This window comes from Kineococcus endophyticus (assembly GCF_040796495.1).
Classification (GTDB): Bacteria; Actinomycetota; Actinomycetes; order Actinomycetales; family Kineococcaceae; genus Kineococcus; species Kineococcus endophyticus.
Genome location: NZ_JBFNQN010000002.1, coordinates 197836 through 220017, shown reverse-complemented (window position 1 = coordinate 220017; position 22182 = coordinate 197836). Strand labels below are relative to the sequence as shown.

The following is a 22182-nucleotide window of genomic DNA, read 5'->3' as shown; positions in this document are numbered from 1 at the left end:
CCGGCCTCAGGGGACCAGGACGACGAACTCCAGCCCGCGCGACCGTGCGGCCTGGTCCAGCGCGCCGGCGGGGTCGTCGAGCCCGACGGTGGCCACCGCCACCGCGTCGAGGTCCAGGACCGCGCCGTGCACGAGCCGCCACACCGTCGCCAGCGTCTCCGGACGGGCCATCCAGGACCCCGTGACGGTCTGGCGCCGGCGCATGAGGTAGCCGTAGGGAATCGTCAGGTCGTGCCGGACGCCACCGACGAGGACGAGCGTCCCCCCGGGGGCGAGGCTGTCGAAACCCGTCAGGGTGGGTTCGGCGCTCGTGGCGGCACCGAGCGCGTCGAGGACGACGCCGGGAGCTCCTCCGGCCGCGACGGCCGCCGCGTCCCGCCGGCGGTCCCCGGTGAGGACGACCGGGACGACGCGGGTGTCGAGGGCGGCCAGCCGGTCCAGCGCCTCGGCGTTGCGGCCGACGGCCACGACGCGCGACGCCCCCCGGGCGAGGGCGAGCAGGACCGCCGCGCCGCCGAGCTGGCCGGTGGCCCCCAGGACGGCCACGCCGTCGCCGGGGCGTTGGCCGCCGCGGTCCCACCCCTGCGCGGCGATGGCCAGCCAGGGGAGCACGGCGAGGCGTTCGGGCCTGGGGTCCTCCTCGGCGCCGGGCAGCCGCACGAGCACGGAGGCCGGCAGGACCGCGCGCTCGGCGAAGGTGCCGTCCCGCCACACCCCTCGCAGGCGGGCGACGTCGGGCGTGCGGTCCCCGGTGCCGCCGATGCCCGTCCAGGACAGGATGAACTCCTCGGGGCGGGTGACGTCGGTCGAGCGGAGCAGGCCGCCGTTGACCACCACGTCGCCGACGTGGACGCCGAAGACGTCGTCGGCGACGGCCGTGACGCGGCAGACCCCGCCGGTGCCCAGGACCATCGGCGTCGGCAGGTCGCCGCGGGCGCCGGTCGTCAGTGCGGAGGTGTAGGCGGGGACGTGCACGGCCAGCACGTCCACCAACGCGGCGCCCGGCCGCAGCACGGGCTCGGGCACCTCCTCCCGCCGCAGGTCGGAGGACGTCTCGTCGAGGAACCAGGTCTTCACCGGACCAGCGTCGAACGGGTCTAGCCTGGTATCCAGAATCCCTTCGTCCTGGTACCCGGGGTACCAGGCGAGCACCGCCGCGGGAGGTTCGGTGACCGTCGTCGAGGACCGTTCCGTCGCCGCCGCGCGCCGCCGGGAACTGGGGTCGTTCCTCCGCAGCCGCCGCGAACGGCTCACCTGCGCGGACGTGGGCCTGCCGCTCACCGGCCGTCGCCGGACCCCGGGGTTGCGCCGGGAGGAGCTGGCCGTGCTGACGGGGATCAGCGCCACCTGGCTCACGTACCTCGAACAGGGCCGCGACGTCCGCCCCTCCCGCCAGGTGCTCGACGCCCTCGCCACGGCGCTGCAGCTCACCGCCGCCGAGCGTCGTCACGTCGTGGACCTCACGGCTCCACCCCTGGAACCCTCCGCGCCCGAGGTCCCGGTCGCCGTCGCCGGGGTGGTCCGGGCGCTGGACCCCGACCCGGCCTACGTCGTGACCGGCACGTTCGACGTGCTCGTGTGGAACCCGGCCGCGGCGGCGGTGTTCCCGCTCCTGGTGGGTGGTCCCGCCCCGAACCTGGCGCGGTGGGTGTTCACCGACCCGGCCGCGCGTGAGGTGCTGGTGCAGTGGGACGCCGTCGCGCAGGACCTCCTGGCGCGTCTGCGCGCGACGGTCGCCCAGCGGCCCGACGACCCACGCCGCGACGCGCTCGTCGCCGACCTGCGGGCGGTGAGTCCGCAGGCGAGGGAGTGGTGGTCGCGGCACGACGTGCGGGCGAGCCGCAGCGGGACGAAGCGGTTGCGCCTGGCCGGACGCGGCGTCCTCGACGTCCCGCACGCGTCCTTCGCGGTGGCGGGGCAGCCCGACCTCGCGCTCGTCGTGCACCTGCTCTCGCAGGCCGGGTGAGGCGCACCCCTCAGGGTTCGAGGAGTTCCAGGTCCGCGAGCAGGCCGGGGTGGCGCGGTTCCCAGCCGAGCACCGCCCGGGTGTGCGCGCTGGAGGCCGGCTGGTCGGCGGCGAACACGGGTCCGAAGGGGCCGAACGACTCGGCCGGGACGGCGCGGACGGGCAGTCCGAGCCGCCGTCCGATGACGGCGGCGATGTCGCGGACCGCGTCCCCCTCGTCGGCGACGGCGTGCCAGGACGTGCCGGCGGGCGCCGACTCCAGGGCGAGCCGGACGAGCGAGGCCGCGTCGGCGGCGTGCACAGCGGGCCAGCGCTGGGTGCCGTCGCCGGGGTGGCCCGCGACGCCGCTGCGGCGGGCCGCGTCGGTGAGCAGCCCCGCGAAACCTCCGGTGCCGCGCTGGTGCACCGTGCGGGGCATGCGCACCGAGGAGACCCGGACGCCGCGGTCGGCGAGGGCCAACGCAGCCGTGACCGTGCGTCCGCGCCCGGCGACGGGACCGTCGGTCGGGAGCGGATCCGCCTCCGTCGCAGCGCGTCCGGGGACGGCGGGCGTCCCCGAGACGACGACGAGCGGTTTCCCGGTGCCCACGAGGGTGTCGCCGAAGGCCGCGACGGCGGCGGCCTCCTGGGCGACGGAGGCCGCGAGGGCGTCCGCGTCGGGCGTCGCGTGGTCGAAGGCGAGGCTGACGACGCCGTCGGTGGCTGTGGCCCCGGCGCGCAGGACGTCGAGGTCGGCGAGGGAGCCGCGCAGGGGTTCGGCTCCGAGGGCGCGGACGGCGTCGGCGGAGGCGTCGGAGCGGGCGAGGGCGAGGACGGTGTGGCCGTGCGCGAGCAGTTCGGCCGCCACGGCGGAACCGATCGTGCCCGTGGCGCCGGTGAGGAGGACGTGCATGGGTGAACCTCCAGGTCAGGGTGACGGGACCGTTGTCCCGTGGAACTCACCGTACGCCCCTGATGGGACCCTTGTCCCGTCAGGACGGGACTGTTGTCCCGTGACCTAGGGTGGGGCCATGGCGCGATGGGAACCGGGAGCCCGCGAACGGCTGGTCGTCGCCGCGGTCGACCTGTTCACCGAGCAGGGGTACGACGCGACGACCGTGACCCAGATCGCCGAGCGGGCCGGCGTCACCAAGAGCACGTTCTTCCGGCACTTCCCCGACAAGCGGGAACTGCTGGTCGCCGGGCAGGAGACCCTCAGCGCCCTGCTCGCCGAGGGCATCGCCGCGGCGCCCGAGGGGGCCCCGCCGCTGGACGCGGTCGCCGCCGGCCTCGAACTCGCCTGCGACGCCATGGGCCCGGCGAACCGGGAACTCGGCCCCCGCCTCAAGGCCGCCGTCGCGGCCAGTGCGGAACTCCAGGAGCGCGACGCCCTCAAGAGCGTCGGGATGGCCGCGGCGATGGCCGAGGCGTTGCAGGGCAGAGGGGTTCCGGAGGTGCAGGCGCACGTCGCGGCCGAACTCGGCGTCCTGGCGTTCAAGCGGGGTTTCTCCGCCTGGAGCGAGGCGGAGGCCGAGCGTGCGGGCAGTTTCTGGGACCACGCCGCCGTCGCGTACGAGGAACTGCGCGCAGCCGGCGCGGCGCTGGTCCACGGCGGGAGCTGAGCCCGCGGATGGACGGCTGACCCCGGGGTCAGCCGTCTCGGGCGGCTCGCCGCAGGAGGTGCACCTCGCGGACGGCGTCGGCGGTGGCCCCGACGGCCGCCAGCCCGCCCAGGACGGTCAGCCAGGGGCTGATGTCCTGGATCCCCAGCAGCACGGCCACTCCCACCACCAGGGCGGCCAGGCAGACGTCGGAGGCGACGAGCGCGCCGTGGCGGGGCCGCGTGCCGCGACGCCAGCGCGCGAGGCCGGACCGCAGCGAGGTGTCGGTCCCGGTGTCCACCCTCCGCATCCTGGAGGAGTGGCCCTCCGGCCGCCAGACCGTCACCCGTTCGGACCACCCCGTCCCCGGGCGACGCCCGGGGCCGGCGTCAGTGCCCGGCGCCGAACAGGTACCGGTTGGCGATGTCGATGACGAACGTCCCGTCGTAGTCGGGGTACCGCTCGGTGATGGCGGCCTCGTAGGCGTCGCCGTCGTCGCCGAGGACCTCCGCGGCGGTGGCCAGGTACCGCTCCACCTCGGCGTACACGGCCGGGGTCGTCGGCTGCCCGTGCCCGGGCAGGACGACGTCGTACCCGGGGTCGGCGGCCAGGACGGCGACCGCGCGACGCCACCCGGGGATGTCGTCGTCCCCGAGGAACAGGTGGATGTGGTTGTAGACGAGGTCCTGGACGATGGCGACGCGCTGCTCCGGTAGTTTCACCACGAGCTGGTCGGGGGCCTCGCCCCCGCTGACGGCCTCGAAGACGAAGGGGACGCCGTCGATGACGGTCGTCCCGGGTTCCAGGGCCTGGGTCGGCAGGACGTCGCGGAGGGCCACCGTGGTGCCCGTCGGGTCCTGGACGTCGCCGCGGGCGCGGATCTGGTCGATGACCACGGGCAGGGCGTGCTTGGGAGCGTCGAAGTGCCCCGCACCGGCGTAGTGGTCGGGGTGGGCGTGCGTGATGACGACCCGGTCGACGGGTTTGCCGAGGTCGCGGGTGAGTTCGACGACCTCGTCGGCGAAGCGGCCGAGGAACTGGGCGTCGACGACGACGAGGGAGTGCGGGGTCTCGACGACGTGCGAGGTGACGTTCACGCTCGCGTCGGGGGCGACGTAGGTGTGGACGCGCACGGCGCCCCGGTCGGTGACGTGGACGGTGCCGATCACGGTGGTTCCTCCTGGGGGACGGGCTCCGGACTGGAGTGGTTCCACGGTGCCCCTTCCGGTGCTGCGTGGGCACGGTGCGATCCCGCCGGGTCAGGGTCAGGATCGGACACGGAGCGCGGCCGGGAGAACCGTCCGAGGCGTGCGCGCGGGGTGGGGGACGCGGTGCCGGGACGTCAGAGGATTCCGCGGTTGCCCTTCTCCGCGGCCGTGCGGACTCCCGGGTTCGAGGTCGTCAATCTCGCCGAGCTCCGGGACCGGCGGGCACGGCACCCGGACCGCCTGCACCGGCTCGAGTTCCACACGCTGAGCCTCGTCACCGCGGGACGGGGCCGACGCGAGGTCGACTTCGACTCCTGCGCAGCGGTTCCGGGGACGTTCCTGTGGGTGAGGCCGGGTCAGGTGCAGCGCTTCGACCGGGACGACACCACGCAGGGGTGGCACGTGCTGTTCACCGCCGACTTCGTGTCCCCGGTGGTCCAGGTGTCCGGGCTTCTCGACACGTGGGTGCCCACGTCGGTGCGGCAGACGTCGATCGGCAGCGAGCAGAACGCCCGGCTCGTCCGGTTGTGCGAGCAACTGGCCCTGGAGGGCGGGAACGGTCATCCCGACGCGGGGGTCCTGCAGCTGCTGCTGGCCGCGCTGCTGCTGGCGGCCGAGCACGGATCGCCCGTCTCCGCGAGGACCGGCGGGGCCGACCAGGTCCACGCGCGCTTCCGTCGCCTGCTGGAGCAGCGCTTCGCCTCGGACCGGTCCGTGGAGTCGTACGCCGCGCTCGTGGGGTGCAGCCCGCGGACGCTCACGCGCGCGTGCCACGCCGCGGTCGGGTCCTCGGCCAAGGACGTCGTGGACGACCGCGTCGCCCTGGAGGCTCGGCGGTTGCTGGCCCACACCGACCTGACCGTGGCCGCCGTGGGGCGGCGGCTGGGTTTCGAGGAGACGACGAACTTCGTGAAGTTCTTCGTCCGCCGCACGGGGACGACGCCGGGAACGTTCCGGCAGGACGCCACGACGCCGCGGGGCTGAGGTTTCTCCCCCCCGACGGGTCCCACCGAGTTCCGCGTCGACCCGCGTCGGTGGGACGGTACTCTCGCCGGAGGCCGAGGCCGGTCCACCCCCGAGCGCGGGGCGAGGTGGCGCGCGGTGTCGCCGGACGCCCTCCCGGGCCCCGGCCGAAACACCCCCAGGTTCCACCTCCACCCCCTCCGGGACTCCACGACGACCGGCAGTCCACGGTGGCTGCCGGGCCCGCTCGGTGTTCCCCGGCCCTCGACGTGAGGAGACCGTTCGGCATGGACGACGGTGCACGACCCGGACAGCGTGCGGTGCAGCTCCTGCGCACCGCGCGGCGGCACGGCCTGCTGCCCCCGAACCGCCTGGACCTCGGTCGTGATCCGGCGACCAGCGCTGCCCGCCGACGGCAGGCCGCCGCCGCGGTGGGAGCGCTGGAGGAGGCGGGCGCGGTCTTCGTGAAGTCCGGTCAGCTGCTGTCGACCCGCGACGACCTCCTGCCACCGGAGTGGACGGGTGAACTGTCCCGGCTCCAGCACGCGGTCACCCCGGTGGCCTGGGCCGACGTGCGTGCGGTCGTCGAGGGGGAGCTCGGGACGACGCTGGGCGACGTCTTCCGCACCTTCGACCCTGAGCCCGTGGCCGCGGCCTCGATCGCCCAGGTGCACCGGGCCGTGCTGCACGACGGGTCGGTCGTCGCGGTCAAGGTGCAGCGACCCGAGGTGCGCGCACTGGTCCAGCGGGACGTGGACCTCCTGCGCCGGCTGGGGGAGCAGGTGGTGCGCTGGTCGGCGGAGGCGCGTCGGCTCCGGATGGACGAGGTGGTCTCGCAGTACGCCGACGAACTGGTGCGCCAGGTCGACCTCTCGATCGAGGTCCGGAACCTGCGGTCGCTGGCCGCTGGTCAACGCGATCCCGGTCGGCCGGGGAGGGTCCGGTACCCGGAGGTCTTCCCGCGGTGGTGCACGGTCCGCGTCATCACGATGGAGTTCATCGAGGGCGAGAGCCTGGCGGACGTCGCCGCCCGGCGCGCGGCGACGTCCCCCGACTCCGCACGGGGTGCCGGTGGCACCGAGCGGTCGGCGGTCTCGGACGCCCTGCGGCTCCTCGCGCGGTCCTTCGTGACCCGGCTCGTCCTCGACGGGAAGTACCACGCCGACCTCCACCCCGGGAACGTCCTGGTCCAGCCGGACGGGTCTCCCGCCGTCGTCGACTTCGGCGCCGTCGGCGTGCTGGACCGGGAGGCGCGGGAGTCGCTGCTCGAACTGCTGGTGGCGTACCTGCAGTCCGACCCCCAGCGCATGGCGGACGTGCTCCTGACCGCGGCACCGGTGGAGGACCCGGTCGTCGAACGACGGTTCCGGGCCGGCCTGTCCCGGTTCAACGTGCAGGAGATGGGCGCCGGCGCGGTGGTGGACTCGTCGATGGTCTACGGCGTCGTGCTCCTGCTGCGCACGCACGGCATCGCGGTCCCACCTGACCTGGTCGCGGCCGCGCGCGCTCTGGCGACCCTGCAGGGGACCGTGCAGGCGCTCAGCCCCGAGGTGGACCTGCTCGCCGAGTTCCGCGCCGTCGCGGCGGAGCGGCCGGACGTCCTGCTGACGGGGGCCGGGGTGCGTGACCGGGTGGCGGTCGAGGTGCTGTCGGCCCTGCCCGGGCTGCGCCGGCTCCCGCGGCGCCTGGACCGGATCGGCCGCTCCCTGGAGTCCGCCGAGGTCACCGTCCGCGTCGCGCTGACCGACCAGGACCGCCGTCGCCTGGCCGGGGGTCTTCGCCGCGGCTCCGCCCTGGTGCTCGCGACGCTGACGGGTCTGCTCGGCCTGCAGCAGTTGACCACCCCCGTGCCGGCGGACGACCGGGGTGCCGTCCTCGCCCCGACGACCGCCGGGTGGATCCTGCTCCTCGTGTGTTCCCTGGCCCTCCTGGTCCTCCTCGACCGTGCCGCCGACCGGAGGCGCCGCTGACCGGGGGTTCCGACGAGGACGGACGGCTCAGGCCTCGGCCGACCCCCGGGACCGGACCGCCGCCAGGACAGCCCCGACCGCGACGACACCGGCGCCGAGGAACAGCACGCTCGTCACGGCGTCGGAGTGCGCGGCGGCCGAACCAGCGGCGACCCCGGTCGCGACGAACACGACGCTGACCGCGCCCGAGCCGGTCGACTGCGACACCGTGCGGTTGAGGTTCAGGACGCCCGCGGCCGACGACGAGTGCCGCAGGGGAGCGGCCGACATCATGTCCCGGTTGTTCGGGGACTGGAACACCGCGAACCCGAGCCCGCACACCGCCGTCCGCACGAGGACGTCGACGGTGGAGGCGTCGTCGGGCAGCAGCGCGAGGGAGACCAGGCCGCCGGCCAGGACGGTCAGGCCCACGCACGCGAGCAGGGTGGGGGAGACGCGGTCGGCGAGCCGGCCCGCGAGGGGTGCCACGACGACGATGACCGCGGGCCACGGCGTGAACAGCAGGGCCGAGCGCAACGCGCTGTCCCCGAACGACTCCTGGAACAGGAACGGCAACGCCACGAACGCCGTCCCCTGTCCGAAGAACGAGCACGTCGCCGTGACGACCGCCAGGGAGAAGGGGCGCGTGAACAACCCGGGCGGGATGACCGGTTCGGCGGCCCGGCGTTCGGCCCGCACGAACAGGACCGTGACGACGACCGCGACGAGCAGCAGCGCCACCGAGACCGGCAGCGTGGAGACGGCCCCCAGACCGCGGACCCCGAGGAGGAACGCGGCGATCGCCCCGGCGACGAGCAGCGCGCCGCGCAGGTCGAACCGCGCCTGGCGTCCCGGCACGCTCGGCAGGTAGCGCCAGCCGAGCGCGGTGGCCGCCGCCCCGATGGGGACGTTGACGAGGAACAGCCACGGCCAGGACGCCACCGTGAGCAGCACCCCGCCCAGCGCCGGGCCCGCGGACGTCCCCAGCGCCACGGTCATGGCATTCAGTCCCAGCACGCTGCCGAGGCGCTCGGGCGGCACGACGCGGCGGAAGACGGGGATCGGGACGGCGAGGACGAGCGAGGAGGCCATGCCCTGCACGACGCGGGCGGCCACGAGCAGGTCGAGCGTCGGGGCCGCCGCGCACGCGACCGAGGCGAGCGTGAACAGCGGGACGCCGAGGAGGAACAACCGCCGCCGGCCCACCCGGTCCCCGAGGGCCGCCGTCGCGGGGATGCAGCAGGCCGCCGCGAGCAGGAACCCCGTCGTCACCCAGACGGTGTCCGAGGGGGAGGCGTCGAGGTCGCGCGCGAGGGTCGGGAGCGCGACGTTGACGATGGACGCGTCGATGGTGGCCATGAACGTCGCGGCCAGCAGCGCGGCGAGGATCGGACCCCGCCGCACGACGGGCCGGTCCGGCGGGTCGGTGCTCAGGAGGGGCGGTCCTTCCGTGCGTCGGCCGGCGCACGGGGCGGACGCCGGAGGCCGGGGCCTCGGGCAAGCATCGGTCACCCCGCCGCCCGGCGGACGGCGGGGTGGGGGTCAGGCGCTCTTGCGGGCCCGCGTCGTCGTCTTGGCGGTCGTCGTCTTGGCGGTCGTCTTCTTGGTCGTCGTCTTCTTGGCCGCGGTCTGCTTCGTCGCCGTCTTCTTCGCTGTGGCCTTCTTCGCGGTCGTCTTCGCCGTCGCGCTCTTCCTGGCCGCCGGCCGGCTGGACCCCTCGGCGTCGTCGTCGGCGACCTCGGCCGGCGCGGACGCACCGGACCCGCCCCGGGCCCGTTCGACGGACCGCTGGAGCGCGGTGAGCAGGTCGACGACCTCGCCGCCGCGCGCTCCGCCACCGGAGGCGTCCTCGTCGGCGAGCGCGGCGGGGGCGGCGGCCGCGTCGTCCAGCCGGGCGTCGATGAGCTTCTTCACCGCGACGGCGTAGTCGTCCTCGAACTCCTCGGGGTGGAAGTCGCCCGCGAGCGACTCCACGAGGGAGGCCGCCATCGTCAGCTCCTGCGGGCGCAGCTCGACGTCGGTCTCGAGGACCTCGAACTCCGCCGCCCGGATCTCGTCCGGCCACAGCAGCGTCTGCAGGACGATCGCCTTGTCGCGCACGCGCAGCAGCGCGATGGACTCCCGCTGCCGCAGGGCGACCTTGACGACGGCGACGCGGTCGGTCGCGGTGAGGGCCTCCCGCAGCAGCGCGTAGGGCTTGGCCGCGCGCGACTCCGGTTCGAGGTAGTACGGCTTGGACAGCATCATCGGGTCGACCTGGTCGACGGGGACGAACTGCAGCACGTCGATCTCGTGGCCGCTGGCCACCGGCAGGTCGTCGAAGTCCTCGTCGCTGAGGACGACGAGCTTGCCGTCGGGGCTCTCGTAGCCCTTGGCGACCTCGTCGTAGGAGACCTCTTCGCCGTCGATGGAGCAGGTGCGCTTCATCTTGATCCGGCCACCGTCGGTACGGTGGACCTGGTGGAAGCGGATGTCGTGCTCGCCGGTCGCGGCGTAGAGCCGCACGGGCACGTTGACCAGACCGAAGGACACAGCGCCCTTCCAGATGGCGCGTGGCATGACGTACCCCTTCCGGAGACCGGAGTTCCACCGTACGGGGTGGACCCGGCCCGCGCACAGGAATCATCGGCGGCTCCGGTGCTGGCCCCCACGGCCTGGCGGGAACGGGAGCGCCGGCACGCCGAGCGTGCCGCCGCGCTGACGGGGCAGGCCGCGCAGCGGCGGTCCCGGGGGGAGACGCACCCCGTCGAGGACTTCCTCTACACGTACTACGCGTGGGCGCCCGGCAAGCTGCAGCGCTGGCACCCCGGCGTCGGGGTCGTCCTGGCCGGGGCCGAGGAGCGCGCGGACTGGGCCAACTACGTCGCCGTCCCCGCGGGCGTGCAGGTCGACGCGGCCGGGATCGTCGGGCGCAGACGCGCCACGGTCCGGCTCGCGCGCGACGTCCTCGTCGCCACCCGCGGCCGCGCCCCCCAGCTGGCCTGCTTCGGGCTCCACGAGTGGGCGATGGTGCACCGGACCCGTCCTGAGCAGGTCCGGCACGCCGGTCTGCCGCTGCGGCTGGGGCACGACGGCACGGACGCGGTCGTGGAGTCGCACCGCATCCGCTGCAGCCACCACGACGCGTTCCGGTTCTTCACCCCCACCGCCGTCCCCCTCAACGAGCTGCAGCCCACGCGCCAGGACCAGCCGGCGCAGGAGCAACCGGGGTGCCTGCACGCGACGATGGACCTCTACCGGTGGGCCATGAAGCTGTCACCGGCCGTGCCGGGGGAACTGCTCCTCGACTGCTTCGAACTCGCCAAGGACGTCCGGGTGCTCGACATGCGCGCCTCGCCGTACGACGTGACGTCGATGGGTTTGAGCCCCGTCGCGATCGAGACGCCGGAGGGGAAGGCGGAGTACGCCCGCGCCCAGCGGGAGTTCGCGCACCGGGCGGACCCGCTGCGCGTCGCCCTCGTCGCCGTCTGCGAGGCGCTGCTGCGGGCGTGAGCGCCTGCTCCTGCAAGGTTCTCCCGGCCTCAGGGGTACTCCCGGCGGGGGGCCTGGTGGTCCGCGCCGACGTCTCCGGCCGGGGACGGTGGGACGCGCTCCAGGCCGCGCTGGACACCCCGAGCGAGGGCGGTTCCCCGAGGTTCCTGATCCCTCAGCTGCCGCCGTTCGTGCAGCTCCCGCGGCCGGCCGGTGGTTCGAGGGAGTACGTGAAGGACTGCAGGACGTACCCGTCGGCGGCGGTCGGTTCCACGAACACCTGGCCGGCGAGGCCGTACCGGGCTTCGGCCACGACGCGGCCCTGGTCGTCCTGGGCGGTGAGCCGGAGGGAGCCGGGTGCGGTGTCGCTGTCGGCGCCGGGCCGGCTCAGTGCCCGAGCGGCGTCGGCCTGCGCACGAAGGTCCCGGGCTCCGGCCGCGTCGGCGCGTCCGGCGTCGGCGCGGAGAGCGTCCGCCCGCCGCGCGAGGTCGGCGCGCACCGCGTCCGGTCCCCGCAGCCCGGCCGCGTCGGTGCCGTGGGAGTACAGGGCCGTGACGGAGCAGTCGGCGGGGACGGGCGGCGCCGAGGCGTCCCGCACGGAGGTCTCGTGGAGCTGACCGCCGGCCAGCAGCAGGAGCGGGGTGAGGATCCCCACCGCCATCGTCGTGCGCGTCACGCTCGGCATGCCCGCTCATCGGCACGTGCTCCTCGGTTCTTGAGGCCGCCGCCTTGAGCGCCCGAACGGGTGGTTTCGCGGGTGGGGACGCGATCGACCCCCGAAGAGCGGTCGTCCTTCGCGGAACGTCAAGAGTTGCGCTTCTTGCGCCCCGAGCCGGAGTCCTGGGCCGCCCGCCGGCGCCCACAGTGGCAGGGTGTCCGAGCCAACGCACCCGTCCTCCGGGCCGGTCAGCCTGCGTCCCTTCCACCCCGACGACGTCGAGGGCGTGCTCTCCCTGTGGGAGGCCGCCAAGATGACGACGGGTGAGCCCGTCTACGGGCTGGCCGAGGTCCTGGCCTCCTGCCAGAAGGACCACGCGGTCGTGGCCCACTCCCGGGGACGCATCGTGGGCGCGGTCGTGGGCCGGGCGGCGCACGCGCAGGGTTGGGTCGTCTTCCTGGGGACGGCGTCCGGTGGACCGGACCTCGGCGCCCGACTGCTCGCCGAACTCGAACGGGTCATGTCCGGCGCAGGGTTGTCCCAGCTCTCGGCGCTGCTGAACGACGACCTCGCCGCCTCCGAGGCCTTCGCCCGGCAGGGTTTCGTCGCGAAGAAGGACCTGCACTACGTCGAACGCCACCTCCCCTTGCAGCGGTCGGAAGTGCAGTTGCTGAACGACCTCGGAGGGCGGATGCTGCCGCGCTGCTTGTGGGACGGGATCGGCGGGATGGAGCAGGAGAAGGCGCTGCTGGAACGCCGTCTCGTCGTGCCGTTGGCGCAGCCGGAACTCGCGGAGCAGTTCGGGGTGACGCCGCCGCGCGCGGTCGTCCTCTTCGGGCCGCCGGGAACCGGGAAGACGACCTTCGCCCGCGCCATCGCGTCCCGGTTGGAGTGGCCGTTCGTCGAGGTGTTCCCCTCGCGGCTCGCCGCCGACCCCCAGGGGTTGGCGGGGGCGCTGCGCGAGACCTTCAGCCGGGTCGCGGACCTCGAGCACGTCGTCGTCTTCATCGACGAGGTGGAGGAGATCGCCGGCCGGCGCGGCGGGTTGCCTCCCTCGCCCCTGCAAGGGGTCACGAACGAACTGCTCAAGCTCATCCCCGCGTTCCGGGAACGCCCGGGGCGCCTGCTGGTGTGCGCGACGAACTTCATCCGTTCCCTCGACGGCGCCTTCCTGCGTCACGGCCGCTTCGACTACCTGCTGCCCATCGGCCTGCCCGACGCCCGGGCGCGGGAGGCGATCTGGCAGCGCTACGTCCCGAGCGCGGTGCGCGACCGGATCGCGCTGGGCGACGTCGTGGCGCGCAGCGACGGTTTCTCGCCGGCGGACATCGAGTTCGCCGCTCGCCGTGCCTCGCAGTCCGCGATGGAGGAGGCGCTCGAGGGGGGTGCCGACGCCCCCGAGGGTCCCGCGACGCGCCACTACCTCGCGGCCATCGCCGTGACGCGCAAGACGGTGTCGGCCGAGGTCGCCGGTGAGTTCGTCGAGGACATCGAGCGGCTCGCGCGGCAGTGAGTCGTGTCGCCGAGCAGTGGGACCGGCGAAGGCGATCGACCGGGAGGTCGGGGTTCGCGCCTGGCACGATGGTCGGGTGCTGGGACGGTGGAGGCGTCGGCGACGCGAGCGCGCCTGGCGGAGCACGGAGCGGCGGCCGCTGGACCCCCAGCCCGACGACGTGAGCCCTCCGGGCGTGCGCCTGCGCGAACTCCTCCCCGCGACGCAGCGTCGGGTTGCGGCGGACGACGCGGGGGTGCTCCCGACGGTTCGCCAGGCCGTCGTGGGACGCGAACTGGGGTTCGTGCTGTCGAGCGATCTGCCCGGTCTGGCGGCGCGCTGGTTGGCGGCGGGGCTGGACAGCCCCCTCATGAGGGAACTCGCCGGTCATGCCCGGCACGACGCGTGGGGCCTGGACGACCTGTGGCGGCGGATGCTCGAGGAGTTGCCCGGTGCTGCCGTGGACGAGGCGGTGCCGGGAGAGGAACCCGCCGGGGCGGAGTGGTTGCCGGTCGAGCTGGCGCGGTGGTCACGGGGTGAGATCACCGTCGAGCAGGTGACGTCACGACTGCTCGCCCTCCAGCAGGACGGCCACGTCGGCGCCGTGGCGGGGCTGGGGGAGTTGTTGCTCGTGGAGGAGCTGCGCTGGGCGCCGTCGGCGACGAGGGAGGCCGGCGACCACGAGCGGGACGCGATCCTGACCGGGTTGGCAGCCGACGTCCTCCACGAGGGGTGAGCCGGGGCACTCCGGCCAGTGCAGCGACGGGTCAGCCCGCCTGGAACTGCCGCCGGAGCCGCGCGTCGCGCGGAGCCGGTGGTCCCGACGAGGGTTCCCCGTGGGCGAACCCGTCGGCAGGGTTGCCAGTCGACTCGTCGGGTCAGCCGTCCTCGGCCGGTTCCCCGCCGAGCAGGGCCGCGATCTCCTCCGCGACGGCGTGGGCGTCGACGCCGTCGGTGTCCACGACGACGTCAGCAGGGTCTTCGTCCTCCAGACGCCGCTGCTCGCTGAGTGCTCGGTCCACGGTGCGCTGCACCTCGTCGGCGTCCGCACCGACGAGTTCGTCGCCGGCCAGAGCCGGCCCGAGGCCGAGGGTTCGTTCCCTCAGCCGGTCCTCGAGGGATTCCCGTCCGACCCGCAACCGGACCACGGTGAGCGTCACGTCACCCAGCGCGGCCCGGTAGTGCGCGACGTCCCCCTGCGTCCTCACGTGTCCGTTCAGCACGAGGGCGCGCGCCCCGCCGGCACGGTGTTCCCGCCACACCTCGGCGACGCACGCAGCCCTGAGCCGGTGGCCACCGGGATCGTCGGCGGGCCGGGGAACGTCCGCGAGGAAGCCCACCTGCTGCAGGTCGAGGAAACTGCTGGGACGACCGTCGTCGAGCAACGTGCTGAACAGGGCGAAACCTGCGGTGGACTTCCCCGCACCGGGCGGGCCGACGAGGAGGACGGCGGTGGCACCGTCGGGCGCGGGAAGCGGTGGTGGTGCGGGGAGCGGGTCGACGCGTGGCGGCGGGGAACCGGGCCTCGCCCCCTCCAGGAGTTCCGCGGCCCGCGCGGCGACCTCCCGGGGAGGGGCCGAACCGCTGTCGACCGTCAGGTGCCCCTCGTCCAGCCGGTCGGCGTCCTCCGCCTCGTCGAGGGCGCGCTGGGCGAGGTCGGGGCCGTACCGGGCGCGCAGACGGCGAACCAGTTCGTCGCGGTCGACCCGCACCCGGCAGAACGCGACGTCGGTGCCGTGCACCGCCTCGCCGCGCAGGGCCTGCATGGACGCGTCGTCGAGCACGCCCGAGACGACGACCGTCCTCGCGCCGGCCGCCACCAGGCAGCGCGCGAGGGCACGGGCGCTGCGGGCCTTGAGGGCGTACCGGTCCGGGTCGTCCTCGCGCTCGGGGTAGCACATGCCGACCTGGTCGACGTCGAAGTACGCGCGGGGCTCACCGGCGAGGAGGTTCGTGTGGAGTTCCCAGGCGGTCACCGACTTCCCCGCGCACGGGGACCCGTGCAACCACCAGAGCCGCGCCGTCGCTGTCCGCACGGGAAGCAGGGTAGAGGCGCTGCGCTGCGGCCCCCACGACCACGGGGCCATGATGAGGCGTGACCACTCACGCCCCGCGGGCCCTGTCCACCCGGCTGCGCGCGCTCGCCGGCGACGACGCCGAGGGCAACCCCCACCTGCGCACGATGCGGTCCGCTGCGGTGGTCAGCCTGGTGGCGGGGCTGCTCCTGCTGGTGTCCGGCGTGACGACCGGCGACGTGGCGCTGATGGTCCTGGCCGGCGTCGTCCTGCTCTGGACGGGAGTCGTCCAGGTGGGTTGGTGGGTGGTCTGCGCCCTGATCTGGGAACGAGCCCAGGACTGACTCTCGTCCCAGGGGGACGAAGGCGTTCCTGAGGAGTTCGAGAACGCCGGACACCGGCGCCCCCGCCTGTCATGGTTCGACCATGATCAGACGTGGGGCCGCGGTCGGCGCCGTCGTGCTCGTCCTGGTGGCCGGCTGCTCGGCCGGTGCGGCCCCGGACGGGAGGCACGACGCCCAGGTCGGCACCCCGCCCGTCAGCGACCACCGGGCGGAACTGGCCCACGACGGCGAGGTGCTGGGGCAGGTGTTCCAGGTCCCCGCCGACGCGGTCGGCGTGAGCCGCACGCAGGTCCCCACGGGATCGGACACGCCGGACGGGTGGCAGGTGGAGGGCTTCACGTCCGTCACCGGAGCAGACCTCGTCCCGGTCGGCGCGCACCAGGTCCACGTCGCGTGCGTCGGGACCGGTTCCCTGACCGTCCTCACCCGGCCGGCGGCCGGCACCACCGCGTCACCGAGCCCGGCGTCGGCACCCGTGGATCCCCAGGCGTCGTCGGTCGTCGGCTGCGCCCCCGACGGGGTGGTGGACGTCCACGACCTCACGGTGGCCGCGGAAGACCCCGGCGTCGAGACGGTCGTCCGGCCCGCAGAGGGCACGGTGGCGGTGCTCGGCTACGCCCTCACCTGACGGTCGAGGGCCCTAGACGCCGGCGCTCGCGTCGTCCGTCTCGGTCGCGGCGACCCAGTCGCGCTTCTCCTCGCGCCACCCGTCCTCCGTGCGTCCGCGCCGCCAGTACCCCGACGCCGACAGCAGTTCCCGGGTGACGCCCAGGTCGGTGCGCGCCCACCGCCGCACGGCGCGGACGGTGTCCGCTTCGCCGTGGACGAAGGCGTGCGGGGCTCCGGCGGGCAGGTCGAGGGACCGCAGGAACTCGACGAGCGCCTCGGGGTCGGGCGCGGCGCGGTGGACCCAGTGCAGCCGCAGGTCCCCCGGGCAGGTCAGGAGCAGTTCCTCGGCGGGGGAGTGCACCTCGACGACGGCGACCGCGATCGCACCCGCGGGAACGTGCTCCAGGGACGCCGAGATCGCGGGCAGCGCGCTCGCGTCACCGACGAGCAGGTGCCACGGGGCGTCGGCCGACGGCGTGTACGCGCCGCCCGGCCCGAGCATCCAGACCTCGTCCCCCGGTCGGGCGGCGGCGGCCCAGGGGCCGGCGATCCCCTCGTCACCGTGGACGACGAAGTCGATCGTCACCTCCCCGTCGGTCACCGCGCGCACGGTGTAGGTGCGCTGCGCGGGCCACTCCTCCCGGGGACGTTCAGCACGCACGGCGGCGACGTCGAACGGTTCGGGGTAGCTCACACCGGGGAGGGGGAACACGAGCTTCACGTACGAGTCGGCCTGCTCGACGCCGAAGTCCGCGAGGTCCTCGCCGCCGAGGACGACGCGCACCATCTCGGGGGTCAGCCGTTCGACGCGCTGCACCACGCCGCGTCGCTGGCGACGGCCACCGGCAGGACGCTCGGTGCCGCGCTTGAAGGGGTTCCGCACGGTCCGATCCTCACTCACCCTCGGCCCGCCCGGCACGCCAGTACCCCATGAAGGCCACCGAGGACCGCGGGACGCCGACCTCGCGCACGAGGTGGCGCCGCAGCGCCTTGACGACGCCCGACTCCCCGGCCAACCACGCGTAGAGGCATTCCGGGCCCGCGGCCTCGGCGTTCTCCGGGACGTCCCAGAGGATCCCGTCCTCGTCCTCCCCGTCCTGGTCGGTGCCCTGGCTGGTCAGGTCCTCCGCGCGCACCTGGTCCACCAGGGCCGAGGCGACGTCGTGGACCCGGCGCTGCAGGAGGTCGCCGGGGGCGTGGACGTCGTTGCGCGGCAACCACTCCACCGTCAGGTCGGCGTCCGAGCGCAGGTCGAGGATGTCGCCCGCGTCCGGCACCTCGAGCAGCGCGGTCACGGCGACGCCGGCGGGCAACTGCTCCAGCACCGCGGACACGGCCGGCACCGCCGTCTCGTCGCCGGCCAGCAGCAGCGTGCGGGCCTCGGCGGGCGGAGCCCACTCCACGCCCCACATGCGACCGGTCCCCGGAGCGTCCGGCCCGACGAGGACGACCTCGTCACCGACCGCGGCACCGGCGGCCCAGCGCGACGCCGGCCCGGCGTGCGCGCCCCCGTCACCGGTCCCCTCGCCGATCCCGTGCAGGACGAAGTCGACGTCGATCTCCGCGTCGGCGGCGGCCGTCGCCGGCCGGAACGCCCGCACCGTGTACGTCCGCATGACGGGCCGGACCTCGTCGGGCAGTTCGCGCCACCACGTGTACCAGTCGCCCTGCGGCACCCCGTAGTCCTCGAACGGGCGGGGGAACAACAGGACCTTGAAGCGTTGGTCGTACCCCGCGGCGCCGAAGCGGGCGAGGTCCGGGGACGTCATCGTCAGCCGGACGAAGCTCGTGCCCAGCCGTTCCACGGCGGCCACGCGGACCCGGAACAGGGTGTACGAGGCCCGCGCCGCCTCCCCGCGGGCGACCCGCACCTCGTCCGTGCGCTGGTCCGTGCGCTGGTCCGTGCGCTGGTCCGTGCGGTCGTCCGTCTGCGCGCTCATCCCCACTACCCCTCGATCGATGTGAGGACAGGCTAACCAACGTCGAGCGCGGTGGGAACCGCCGGGCCCCCACTGGCCCGGCGGGCGCCGTCCCAGCAGAGTGGGACCCGTGCTCCCGATGCTGGCGACCGCCGCGCCGGCCGCCGGGGTGCCCGCGGACGGCGACCGCTGGGCCTACGAGGTGAAGTGGGACGGCATGCGCGTCCTCGCCGACGTCCACGAGGGCCGGGTGTCGCTGCGCTCGCGCACCGGCCGGGACGTCACGGTCACCTTCCCCGACCTCGCCGACCTCGCCGACGCCCACGCCGACGTGCTGCTCGACGGCGAGGTCGTCGCCCTGCAGGACGGCCTGCCGTCGTTCGCGGCGCTCGCCGAGCGGATGCACGTCCAGGACGCCCGCTCGGCCGCCGCCGCCGCCCGTCGCACGCCCGTCACGCTCATGGCCTTCGACGTCCTGCGCCTCTACGGCGTCGGCCTGCTCGACCGGCCGTGGCAGGAGCGCCGCGAGTCCCTCGACCGGCTCCCGCCGTCGGGCAGCGCCTGGCAGGTCTCGCCCGTCTACCCCGACGCGCGGTCGCTGCTGGCCGCGACGCTGGAGCAGGGCCTCGAAGGGGTCGTGGCCAAACGCCGGACGTCCGTCTACCAACCGGGCCGGCGCAGCCCCGACTGGGTCAAGCACGCCCACCGGAGGCACCAGGCCTGCCTCGTCGTCGGCTGGCGACCCGCCGAAGGCTCCTCGCACCGGATGGGGGCCCTGCTGCTCGCGGTGCCCGCGGCCGACGGCCGGCTCCGCTTCGTCGGGCGCGCCGGCAGCGGTCTCAGCAGTGCGCTCGAGGAGGACCTGCGGGCCCGGCTGGCCGGTCACGAGGTGGCCGAGCCCGTCGTGGACGTGCCGCGCGTGGACGCCAAGGGCGCCACGTTCACCGCACCCGTGGCCGTCGTCGAGGTCCGCCACCTCGGCCGCACGACCGGTGGCCGCCTGCGCCAGCCCACGCTGCGCGGACTGCGCGGCGACCTCGACCCGTCCGACGTCCGCGAGGAGTGACCCATGGCCACGCAGAACGCGAGGAAGAACGAGGGCGAGGACACCGTCGTCGAGGTGGAGGGACGGCGGCTGCGGCTGCGGCGCCTGGAGAAGGTGCTCTACCCCTCCACGGGGACCACCAAGGCCGAGGTCCTGACCTACGTCACGACCGTCGCGCCCGCCCTGCTCGCCCAGCTCCACCAGCGCCCGCTGACCCGCAAGCGCTGGCCCGACGGCGTCGCCTCCTCGTCGTTCTTCGAGAAGAACGTCCCGCGCGGGATGCCGGACTGGGTGCGCACGGTCGAGCTCGATGCCCCCGGCAGCACGAAGAACCGCGAGAAGATCCTCTACCCGCTCGTCGAGGACCTCGCGGGCCTCGTCTGGCTCGTCAACCTCGCCGCGCTCGAACTGCACGTCCCGCAGTGGCGCGTCGGCCCGCGCGGTGGCGTCCACCACCCCGACCGCCTCGTCGTCGACCTCGACCCGGGCGAGGGCGCCGGCCTCGCCGAGTGCGCGGAGGTGGCGCTCGCGGTCCGCGAACGTCTCGCCGACGACGGGCTGGAGTGCCTCCCCGTCACGTCCGGGTCGAAGGGGATGCAGCTCTACGCACCCGTCAGCGGGGAGCAGGACGCCGACGTCCTGCGCTCCTACGCCCACCGCCTGGCGCAGGGGCTGGAGAAGGACCGTCCCGACCTCGTCGTCAGCCGGATGACGAAGGTGCTGCGCGGGGGCAAGGTGCTGCTGGACTGGAGCCAGAACAACTCCGCCAAGACGACCGTCGCCCCGTACTCCCCGCGCGGGCGGGAACGTCCGTGCGCCGCGGCCCCCCGCACGTGGGACGAACTCGCCGACGCGGACGCGTTGCGGCAGTTGACGTTGGAGGAGGTCGGGGAGCGCTACGCGCGGGACGGGGACCTGCTCGCCGACCTGGGACCGGACGCCCCGCCCGGCCCGCGCGTCCCGACGTCCTGAGCAGCCCTCAGGCGCCGACGCGCGCGATCCGCACGTGGCCGGGGTGCAGGCTGATCCGCGGGGAGTAGCCGAAGACGGCGCTCGCGGTCAGGAACTCCTCGGCCCCGAAGTCGACCGACGTGAGGCTGACCTGCAGGTACCCGCGCAGACCCGTGAGCTGCTCGTCCGCGACGACCGCGTACCAGGGACGCTGCCGGCGGGAGGTGAACTGCACGTCCGCCTCGCACCACCCCGCGTCGACCGTCCGCCGGCGGCCGCCGATGAGGCGGAGCCCGGCGTGGCGGCGCAGCTCGGCGTCCAGGTAGGCGGACGGGCTGTCGACCGACGCGGACGCCTCGCTGACGGACTGCGTGGCCTCGACGAGCCAGGCGGCCAGCGCCTCCGGGGCCACGTCCTCGACGTCGACCTGCGGGAGCAGCCGTTCCAGGCACGCGTGGTCGACGGCACCGGCCAGCGTCGTGAGCGCCTCGGTCTCGGCCCGGGTCACGTCGTCGAAGTCGGCGCGCCGCACGGGCACCGGCTCGCCGACCGCGCGCACCTGGGTGCGGGGGTCCGGGTCGTCGGGGGACTCGGCGTCGTCCCACAGGCTGAAGGCGCTGTGCCGGTGCACGTCGCCGACGTGCTCGGCGTCCAGGGTGATCGTCTCGCCCCGGCGGGACAGGACGGTGGGTTCGCTCTCCATCGCCGACGATGGTAGGGAACCGACCCCCGCCCAGGCCAACCACTTCGCCCTCCTGTGGAGGCGCACGCGTGCCGGCGGGTGGAAAGCCGTTGACCGGCCGCGCACACCACGGTCGACTGGCGACGTGCTGCGCGCCCGGACCCACCTGACCCCCGACGACCTCAGCGCCGTCGCCGACCTCGAACGGCGCGTCGTCGCGCACGACGGTGGGCGCTTGAAGATCGAGTGGGAGGACCTGCGTGCTCGCGCCTCCGACCCCGGCGACGGTCCGACGACCGACCTCCTCTGGACCACCCCGGACGGGCGCGCCGACGGGTACGTCGGCTTCGACTCCTGGGACGGCCGCACCGTCGAGCTCGTCGGCATGGTCGACCCCGACGCGCGCGGCCGGGGCATCGGCGCGGCCCTGCTCGGCGCGGCCGTGCAGGTCTGCCGCGACCGGGGTTTCGCGCAGGCCCTCCTCATCGTGCCGCGGCCGTCGGAGGCGGGGCACCACCTCGCCCGGCGCCTCGGCGCGCCGCTGGAGCACTCCGAGCACGCGCTGCGTCTGGACACGCCACCTCCGCCCGCCGAGGAAGACCCGCGCACGACGCTGCGCGCCGCCACGACCACCGACCTCGACGTGCTCGCAGAACTCCTGACCGCCGCCTTCGGCCAGGCCCCGACCCACCTCGCGGCGAGCTTCGCCGCGGGCGACACGCTCGCCGTCGAGCACGACGGGGCCGTCGTCGGAACCCTGCGCCGCCCGCGCGACGGGAGTTCCGGCGGCATCTACGGTTTCGCCGTCGCGCCGGAGTTCCAGGGTCGCGGCATCGGGCGCGACGTGCTGCGCCGGGTCAGTCGTGCGTTCTTCGACGAGGGCGCCACGTCGGTGCGCCTGGAGGTCGCCGTCGGCAACGACCGGGCGCTCGGGCTCTACACGTCGGTGGGTTTCCGGAGGGTGCAGACCGAGGACTACTACGACCTGCCGTTGTGACCGCGGCCCGCCCCGGTGGTGGGAAGCGCCACGCCCCACGGTGTCCCGGTCCGGCGTCCTCGCACCAGTCCCGGTTCCGCGCCTCGAGCGACTCGGACAACCGCCGAGAGTCGTCGACGGGCGCCCCGGTCAGCCGTTCGGTCCGGCCGTTCCTCAGGACCAGTTCGCTGGCCTCAGGCCAACGGCCCTGCACCCGCACACCCTCCACGTCGGCCCACGGGATGGCCCGGGCGCCGGGGAAACCCTTGCGCACCGTCACGGCGTCCTGCGTGAGGAGGGTTCCGGGGGTCCAGAGGAAGTAGGCGCCGAGGAACAGGTGAACGCGAGCAGTTG

General features: G+C 74.7%; 23 protein-coding genes and 1 pseudogene. 12 read left to right on the top strand and 12 right to left on the bottom strand.

Annotated features, from left to right (window positions below; translation table 11 throughout):
* Positions 1 to 6 precede the first annotated feature (6 nt).
* Positions 7 to 1077 carry a zinc-binding dehydrogenase gene (locus tag AB1207_RS03360; RefSeq protein WP_367636368.1) on the bottom strand — a complete coding sequence of 357 codons (1071 nt, stop codon included), beginning with the start codon at positions 1075 to 1077 and terminating at the stop codon, positions 7 to 9.
* 91 nt (positions 1078 to 1168) lie between these two features.
* Between AB1207_RS03360 and AB1207_RS03355 the strand changes: the two genes are divergently transcribed.
* Entirely contained in the window at positions 1169 to 1966 is a 798-nt protein-coding gene (locus tag AB1207_RS03355) for a helix-turn-helix transcriptional regulator (protein ID WP_367636367.1), read from the top strand.
* A gap of 10 nt (positions 1967 to 1976) precedes the next feature.
* Here the strand turns inward: AB1207_RS03355 and AB1207_RS03350 are convergent, their stop codons facing one another.
* Positions 1977 to 2858, bottom strand: a complete 882-nt coding sequence (locus AB1207_RS03350) for an SDR family oxidoreductase (protein WP_367636366.1) — start codon at positions 2856 to 2858, stop codon at positions 1977 to 1979.
* Between the two features lie 118 nt (positions 2859 to 2976).
* On the opposite strand from AB1207_RS03350, the gene AB1207_RS03345 reads away from it, so the two are divergent.
* Positions 2977 to 3567, top strand: a complete 591-nt coding sequence (locus tag AB1207_RS03345; RefSeq protein ID WP_367636365.1) for a TetR/AcrR family transcriptional regulator — start codon at positions 2977 to 2979, stop codon at positions 3565 to 3567.
* Positions 3568 to 3595: 28 nt separating this feature from the next.
* Here the strand turns inward: AB1207_RS03345 and AB1207_RS03340 are convergent, their stop codons facing one another.
* Both AB1207_RS03340 and AB1207_RS03335 read right to left on the bottom strand, forming a co-directional pair.
* Positions 3596 to 3847 (bottom strand): hypothetical protein, encoded by a 252-nt coding sequence (locus tag AB1207_RS03340; RefSeq protein WP_367636364.1) that lies wholly within the window; start codon positions 3845 to 3847, stop codon positions 3596 to 3598.
* An 88-nt stretch (positions 3848 to 3935) separates the two neighbouring features.
* On the bottom strand, positions 3936 to 4715 hold the full coding sequence (locus AB1207_RS03335) for an MBL fold metallo-hydrolase (RefSeq protein WP_367636363.1): 780 nt from the start codon (positions 4713 to 4715) through the stop codon (positions 3936 to 3938).
* Between the two features lie 189 nt (positions 4716 to 4904).
* Between AB1207_RS03335 and AB1207_RS03330 the strand changes: the two genes are divergently transcribed.
* Both AB1207_RS03330 and AB1207_RS03325 read left to right on the top strand, forming a co-directional pair.
* Positions 4905 to 5738 carry a helix-turn-helix domain-containing protein gene (locus AB1207_RS03330; RefSeq protein ID WP_367636362.1) on the top strand — a complete coding sequence of 278 codons (834 nt, stop codon included), beginning with the start codon at positions 4905 to 4907 and terminating at the stop codon, positions 5736 to 5738.
* Positions 5739 to 6004: 266 nt separating this feature from the next.
* Positions 6005 to 7687, top strand: a complete 1683-nt coding sequence (locus AB1207_RS03325; protein WP_367636361.1) for an ABC1 kinase family protein — start codon at positions 6005 to 6007, stop codon at positions 7685 to 7687.
* Between the two features lie 27 nt (positions 7688 to 7714).
* On the opposite strand, the gene AB1207_RS03320 is transcribed toward AB1207_RS03325, so the two are convergent.
* Together AB1207_RS03320 and ku are read right to left on the bottom strand one after the other, a co-directional pair.
* Positions 7715 to 9070 (bottom strand): MFS transporter, encoded by a 1356-nt coding sequence (locus AB1207_RS03320; RefSeq protein WP_367636360.1) that lies wholly within the window; start codon positions 9068 to 9070, stop codon positions 7715 to 7717.
* A gap of 138 nt (positions 9071 to 9208) precedes the next feature.
* Positions 9209 to 10225 (bottom strand): non-homologous end joining protein Ku, encoded by a 1017-nt coding sequence (gene ku, locus AB1207_RS03315; RefSeq protein WP_367636359.1) that lies wholly within the window; start codon positions 10223 to 10225, stop codon positions 9209 to 9211.
* Positions 10226 to 10303: 78 nt separating this feature from the next.
* On the opposite strand from ku, the gene AB1207_RS03310 reads away from it, so the two are divergent.
* Positions 10304 to 11158: a 3-methyladenine DNA glycosylase gene (locus AB1207_RS03310; RefSeq protein ID WP_367636358.1), complete on the top strand. Its 855-nt coding sequence runs from the start codon at positions 10304 to 10306 to the stop codon at positions 11156 to 11158.
* Positions 11159 to 11312: 154 nt separating this feature from the next.
* On the opposite strand, the gene AB1207_RS03305 is transcribed toward AB1207_RS03310, so the two are convergent.
* Complete coding sequence (locus tag AB1207_RS03305) at positions 11313 to 11822, bottom strand: hypothetical protein (RefSeq protein ID WP_367636357.1); 510 nt, start codon at positions 11820 to 11822, stop codon at positions 11313 to 11315.
* 187 nt (positions 11823 to 12009) lie between these two features.
* Here AB1207_RS03305 and AB1207_RS03300 point away from each other — a divergent pair, with 187 nt between their 5' ends.
* Both AB1207_RS03300 and AB1207_RS03295 read left to right on the top strand, forming a co-directional pair.
* Entirely contained in the window at positions 12010 to 13308 is a 1299-nt protein-coding gene (locus AB1207_RS03300) for an AAA family ATPase (RefSeq protein ID WP_367636356.1), read from the top strand.
* 160 nt (positions 13309 to 13468) lie between these two features.
* Positions 13469 to 14023 (top strand): hypothetical protein, encoded by a 555-nt coding sequence (locus AB1207_RS03295; protein WP_367636355.1) that lies wholly within the window; start codon positions 13469 to 13471, stop codon positions 14021 to 14023.
* Positions 14024 to 14165: 142 nt separating this feature from the next.
* On the opposite strand, the gene AB1207_RS03290 is transcribed toward AB1207_RS03295, so the two are convergent.
* Positions 14166 to 15323: an AAA family ATPase gene (locus tag AB1207_RS03290; RefSeq protein WP_367636354.1), complete on the bottom strand. Its 1158-nt coding sequence runs from the start codon at positions 15321 to 15323 to the stop codon at positions 14166 to 14168.
* A gap of 59 nt (positions 15324 to 15382) precedes the next feature.
* Here AB1207_RS03290 and AB1207_RS03285 point away from each other — a divergent pair, with 59 nt between their 5' ends.
* Both AB1207_RS03285 and AB1207_RS03280 read left to right on the top strand, forming a co-directional pair.
* On the top strand, positions 15383 to 15646 hold the full coding sequence (locus tag AB1207_RS03285; protein ID WP_367636353.1) for a hypothetical protein: 264 nt from the start codon (positions 15383 to 15385) through the stop codon (positions 15644 to 15646).
* Between the two features lie 82 nt (positions 15647 to 15728).
* Positions 15729 to 16274, top strand: coding sequence for a hypothetical protein (locus tag AB1207_RS03280; RefSeq protein ID WP_367636352.1), 546 nt, complete (start codon positions 15729 to 15731; stop codon positions 16272 to 16274).
* Positions 16275 to 16286: 12 nt separating this feature from the next.
* Here AB1207_RS03280 and AB1207_RS03275 read toward each other — a convergent pair whose 3' ends face one another.
* The gene (locus AB1207_RS03275; protein ID WP_367636351.1) at positions 16287 to 17138 is read right to left on the bottom strand and encodes a siderophore-interacting protein; all 852 of its coding nucleotides are present in this window, start codon (positions 17136 to 17138) and stop codon (positions 16287 to 16289) included.
* 10 nt (positions 17139 to 17148) lie between these two features.
* Positions 17149 to 18195, bottom strand: a complete 1047-nt coding sequence (locus AB1207_RS03270; RefSeq protein WP_367636350.1) for a siderophore-interacting protein — start codon at positions 18193 to 18195, stop codon at positions 17149 to 17151.
* 118 nt (positions 18196 to 18313) lie between these two features.
* On the opposite strand from AB1207_RS03270, the gene ligD (AB1207_RS03265) reads away from it, so the two are divergent.
* Both ligD (AB1207_RS03265) and ligD (AB1207_RS03260) read left to right on the top strand, forming a co-directional pair.
* Positions 18314 to 19240, top strand: coding sequence for a non-homologous end-joining DNA ligase (ligD, locus tag AB1207_RS03265; RefSeq protein WP_367636528.1), 927 nt, complete (start codon positions 18314 to 18316; stop codon positions 19238 to 19240).
* Between the two features lie 3 nt (positions 19241 to 19243).
* On the top strand, positions 19244 to 20191 hold the full coding sequence (gene ligD, locus AB1207_RS03260; RefSeq protein ID WP_367636349.1) for a non-homologous end-joining DNA ligase: 948 nt from the start codon (positions 19244 to 19246) through the stop codon (positions 20189 to 20191).
* A gap of 7 nt (positions 20192 to 20198) precedes the next feature.
* Here the strand turns inward: ligD (AB1207_RS03260) and AB1207_RS03255 are convergent, their stop codons facing one another.
* The gene (locus AB1207_RS03255; RefSeq protein WP_367636348.1) at positions 20199 to 20873 is read right to left on the bottom strand and encodes a hypothetical protein; all 675 of its coding nucleotides are present in this window, start codon (positions 20871 to 20873) and stop codon (positions 20199 to 20201) included.
* 124 nt (positions 20874 to 20997) lie between these two features.
* Here AB1207_RS03255 and AB1207_RS03250 point away from each other — a divergent pair, with 124 nt between their 5' ends.
* A complete protein-coding gene (locus tag AB1207_RS03250; protein WP_367636347.1) occupies positions 20998 to 21849 on the top strand; it encodes a GNAT family N-acetyltransferase in 852 nt (283 codons plus the stop codon).
* Between the two features lie 118 nt (positions 21850 to 21967).
* Here the strand turns inward: AB1207_RS03250 and AB1207_RS03245 are convergent.
* Positions 21968 to 22165: pseudogene (locus AB1207_RS03245) on the bottom strand (PH domain-containing protein); the annotation flags it as partial.
* Positions 22166 to 22182 lie beyond the last annotated feature (17 nt).

Excerpts from the sequence above, each read along its gene's own strand:
- AB1207_RS03350 (WP_367636366.1), bottom strand. The coding sequence starts at position 2,858 with ATGCACGTCCTCCTCACCGGCGCCACGGGCACGATCGGTTCCGCCGTG.
- AB1207_RS03345 (WP_367636365.1), top strand. The coding sequence starts at position 2,977 with ATGGCGCGATGGGAACCGGGAGCCCGCGAACGGCTGGTCGTCGCCGCG.
- AB1207_RS03325 (WP_367636361.1), top strand. The coding sequence starts at position 6,005 with ATGGACGACGGTGCACGACCCGGACAGCGTGCGGTGCAGCTCCTGCGC.
- ku (WP_367636359.1), bottom strand. The coding sequence starts at position 10,225 with ATGCCACGCGCCATCTGGAAGGGCGCTGTGTCCTTCGGTCTGGTCAAC.
- AB1207_RS03305 (WP_367636357.1), bottom strand. The coding sequence starts at position 11,822 with ATGCCGAGCGTGACGCGCACGACGATGGCGGTGGGGATCCTCACCCCG.
- AB1207_RS03280 (WP_367636352.1), top strand. The coding sequence starts at position 15,729 with ATGATCAGACGTGGGGCCGCGGTCGGCGCCGTCGTGCTCGTCCTGGTG.
- AB1207_RS03270 (WP_367636350.1), bottom strand. The coding sequence starts at position 18,195 with ATGAGCGCGCAGACGGACGACCGCACGGACCAGCGCACGGACCAGCGC.
- ligD (WP_367636528.1), top strand. The coding sequence starts at position 18,314 with ATGCTGGCGACCGCCGCGCCGGCCGCCGGGGTGCCCGCGGACGGCGAC.
- ligD (WP_367636349.1), top strand. The coding sequence starts at position 19,244 with ATGGCCACGCAGAACGCGAGGAAGAACGAGGGCGAGGACACCGTCGTC.
- AB1207_RS03255 (WP_367636348.1), bottom strand. The coding sequence starts at position 20,873 with ATGGAGAGCGAACCCACCGTCCTGTCCCGCCGGGGCGAGACGATCACC.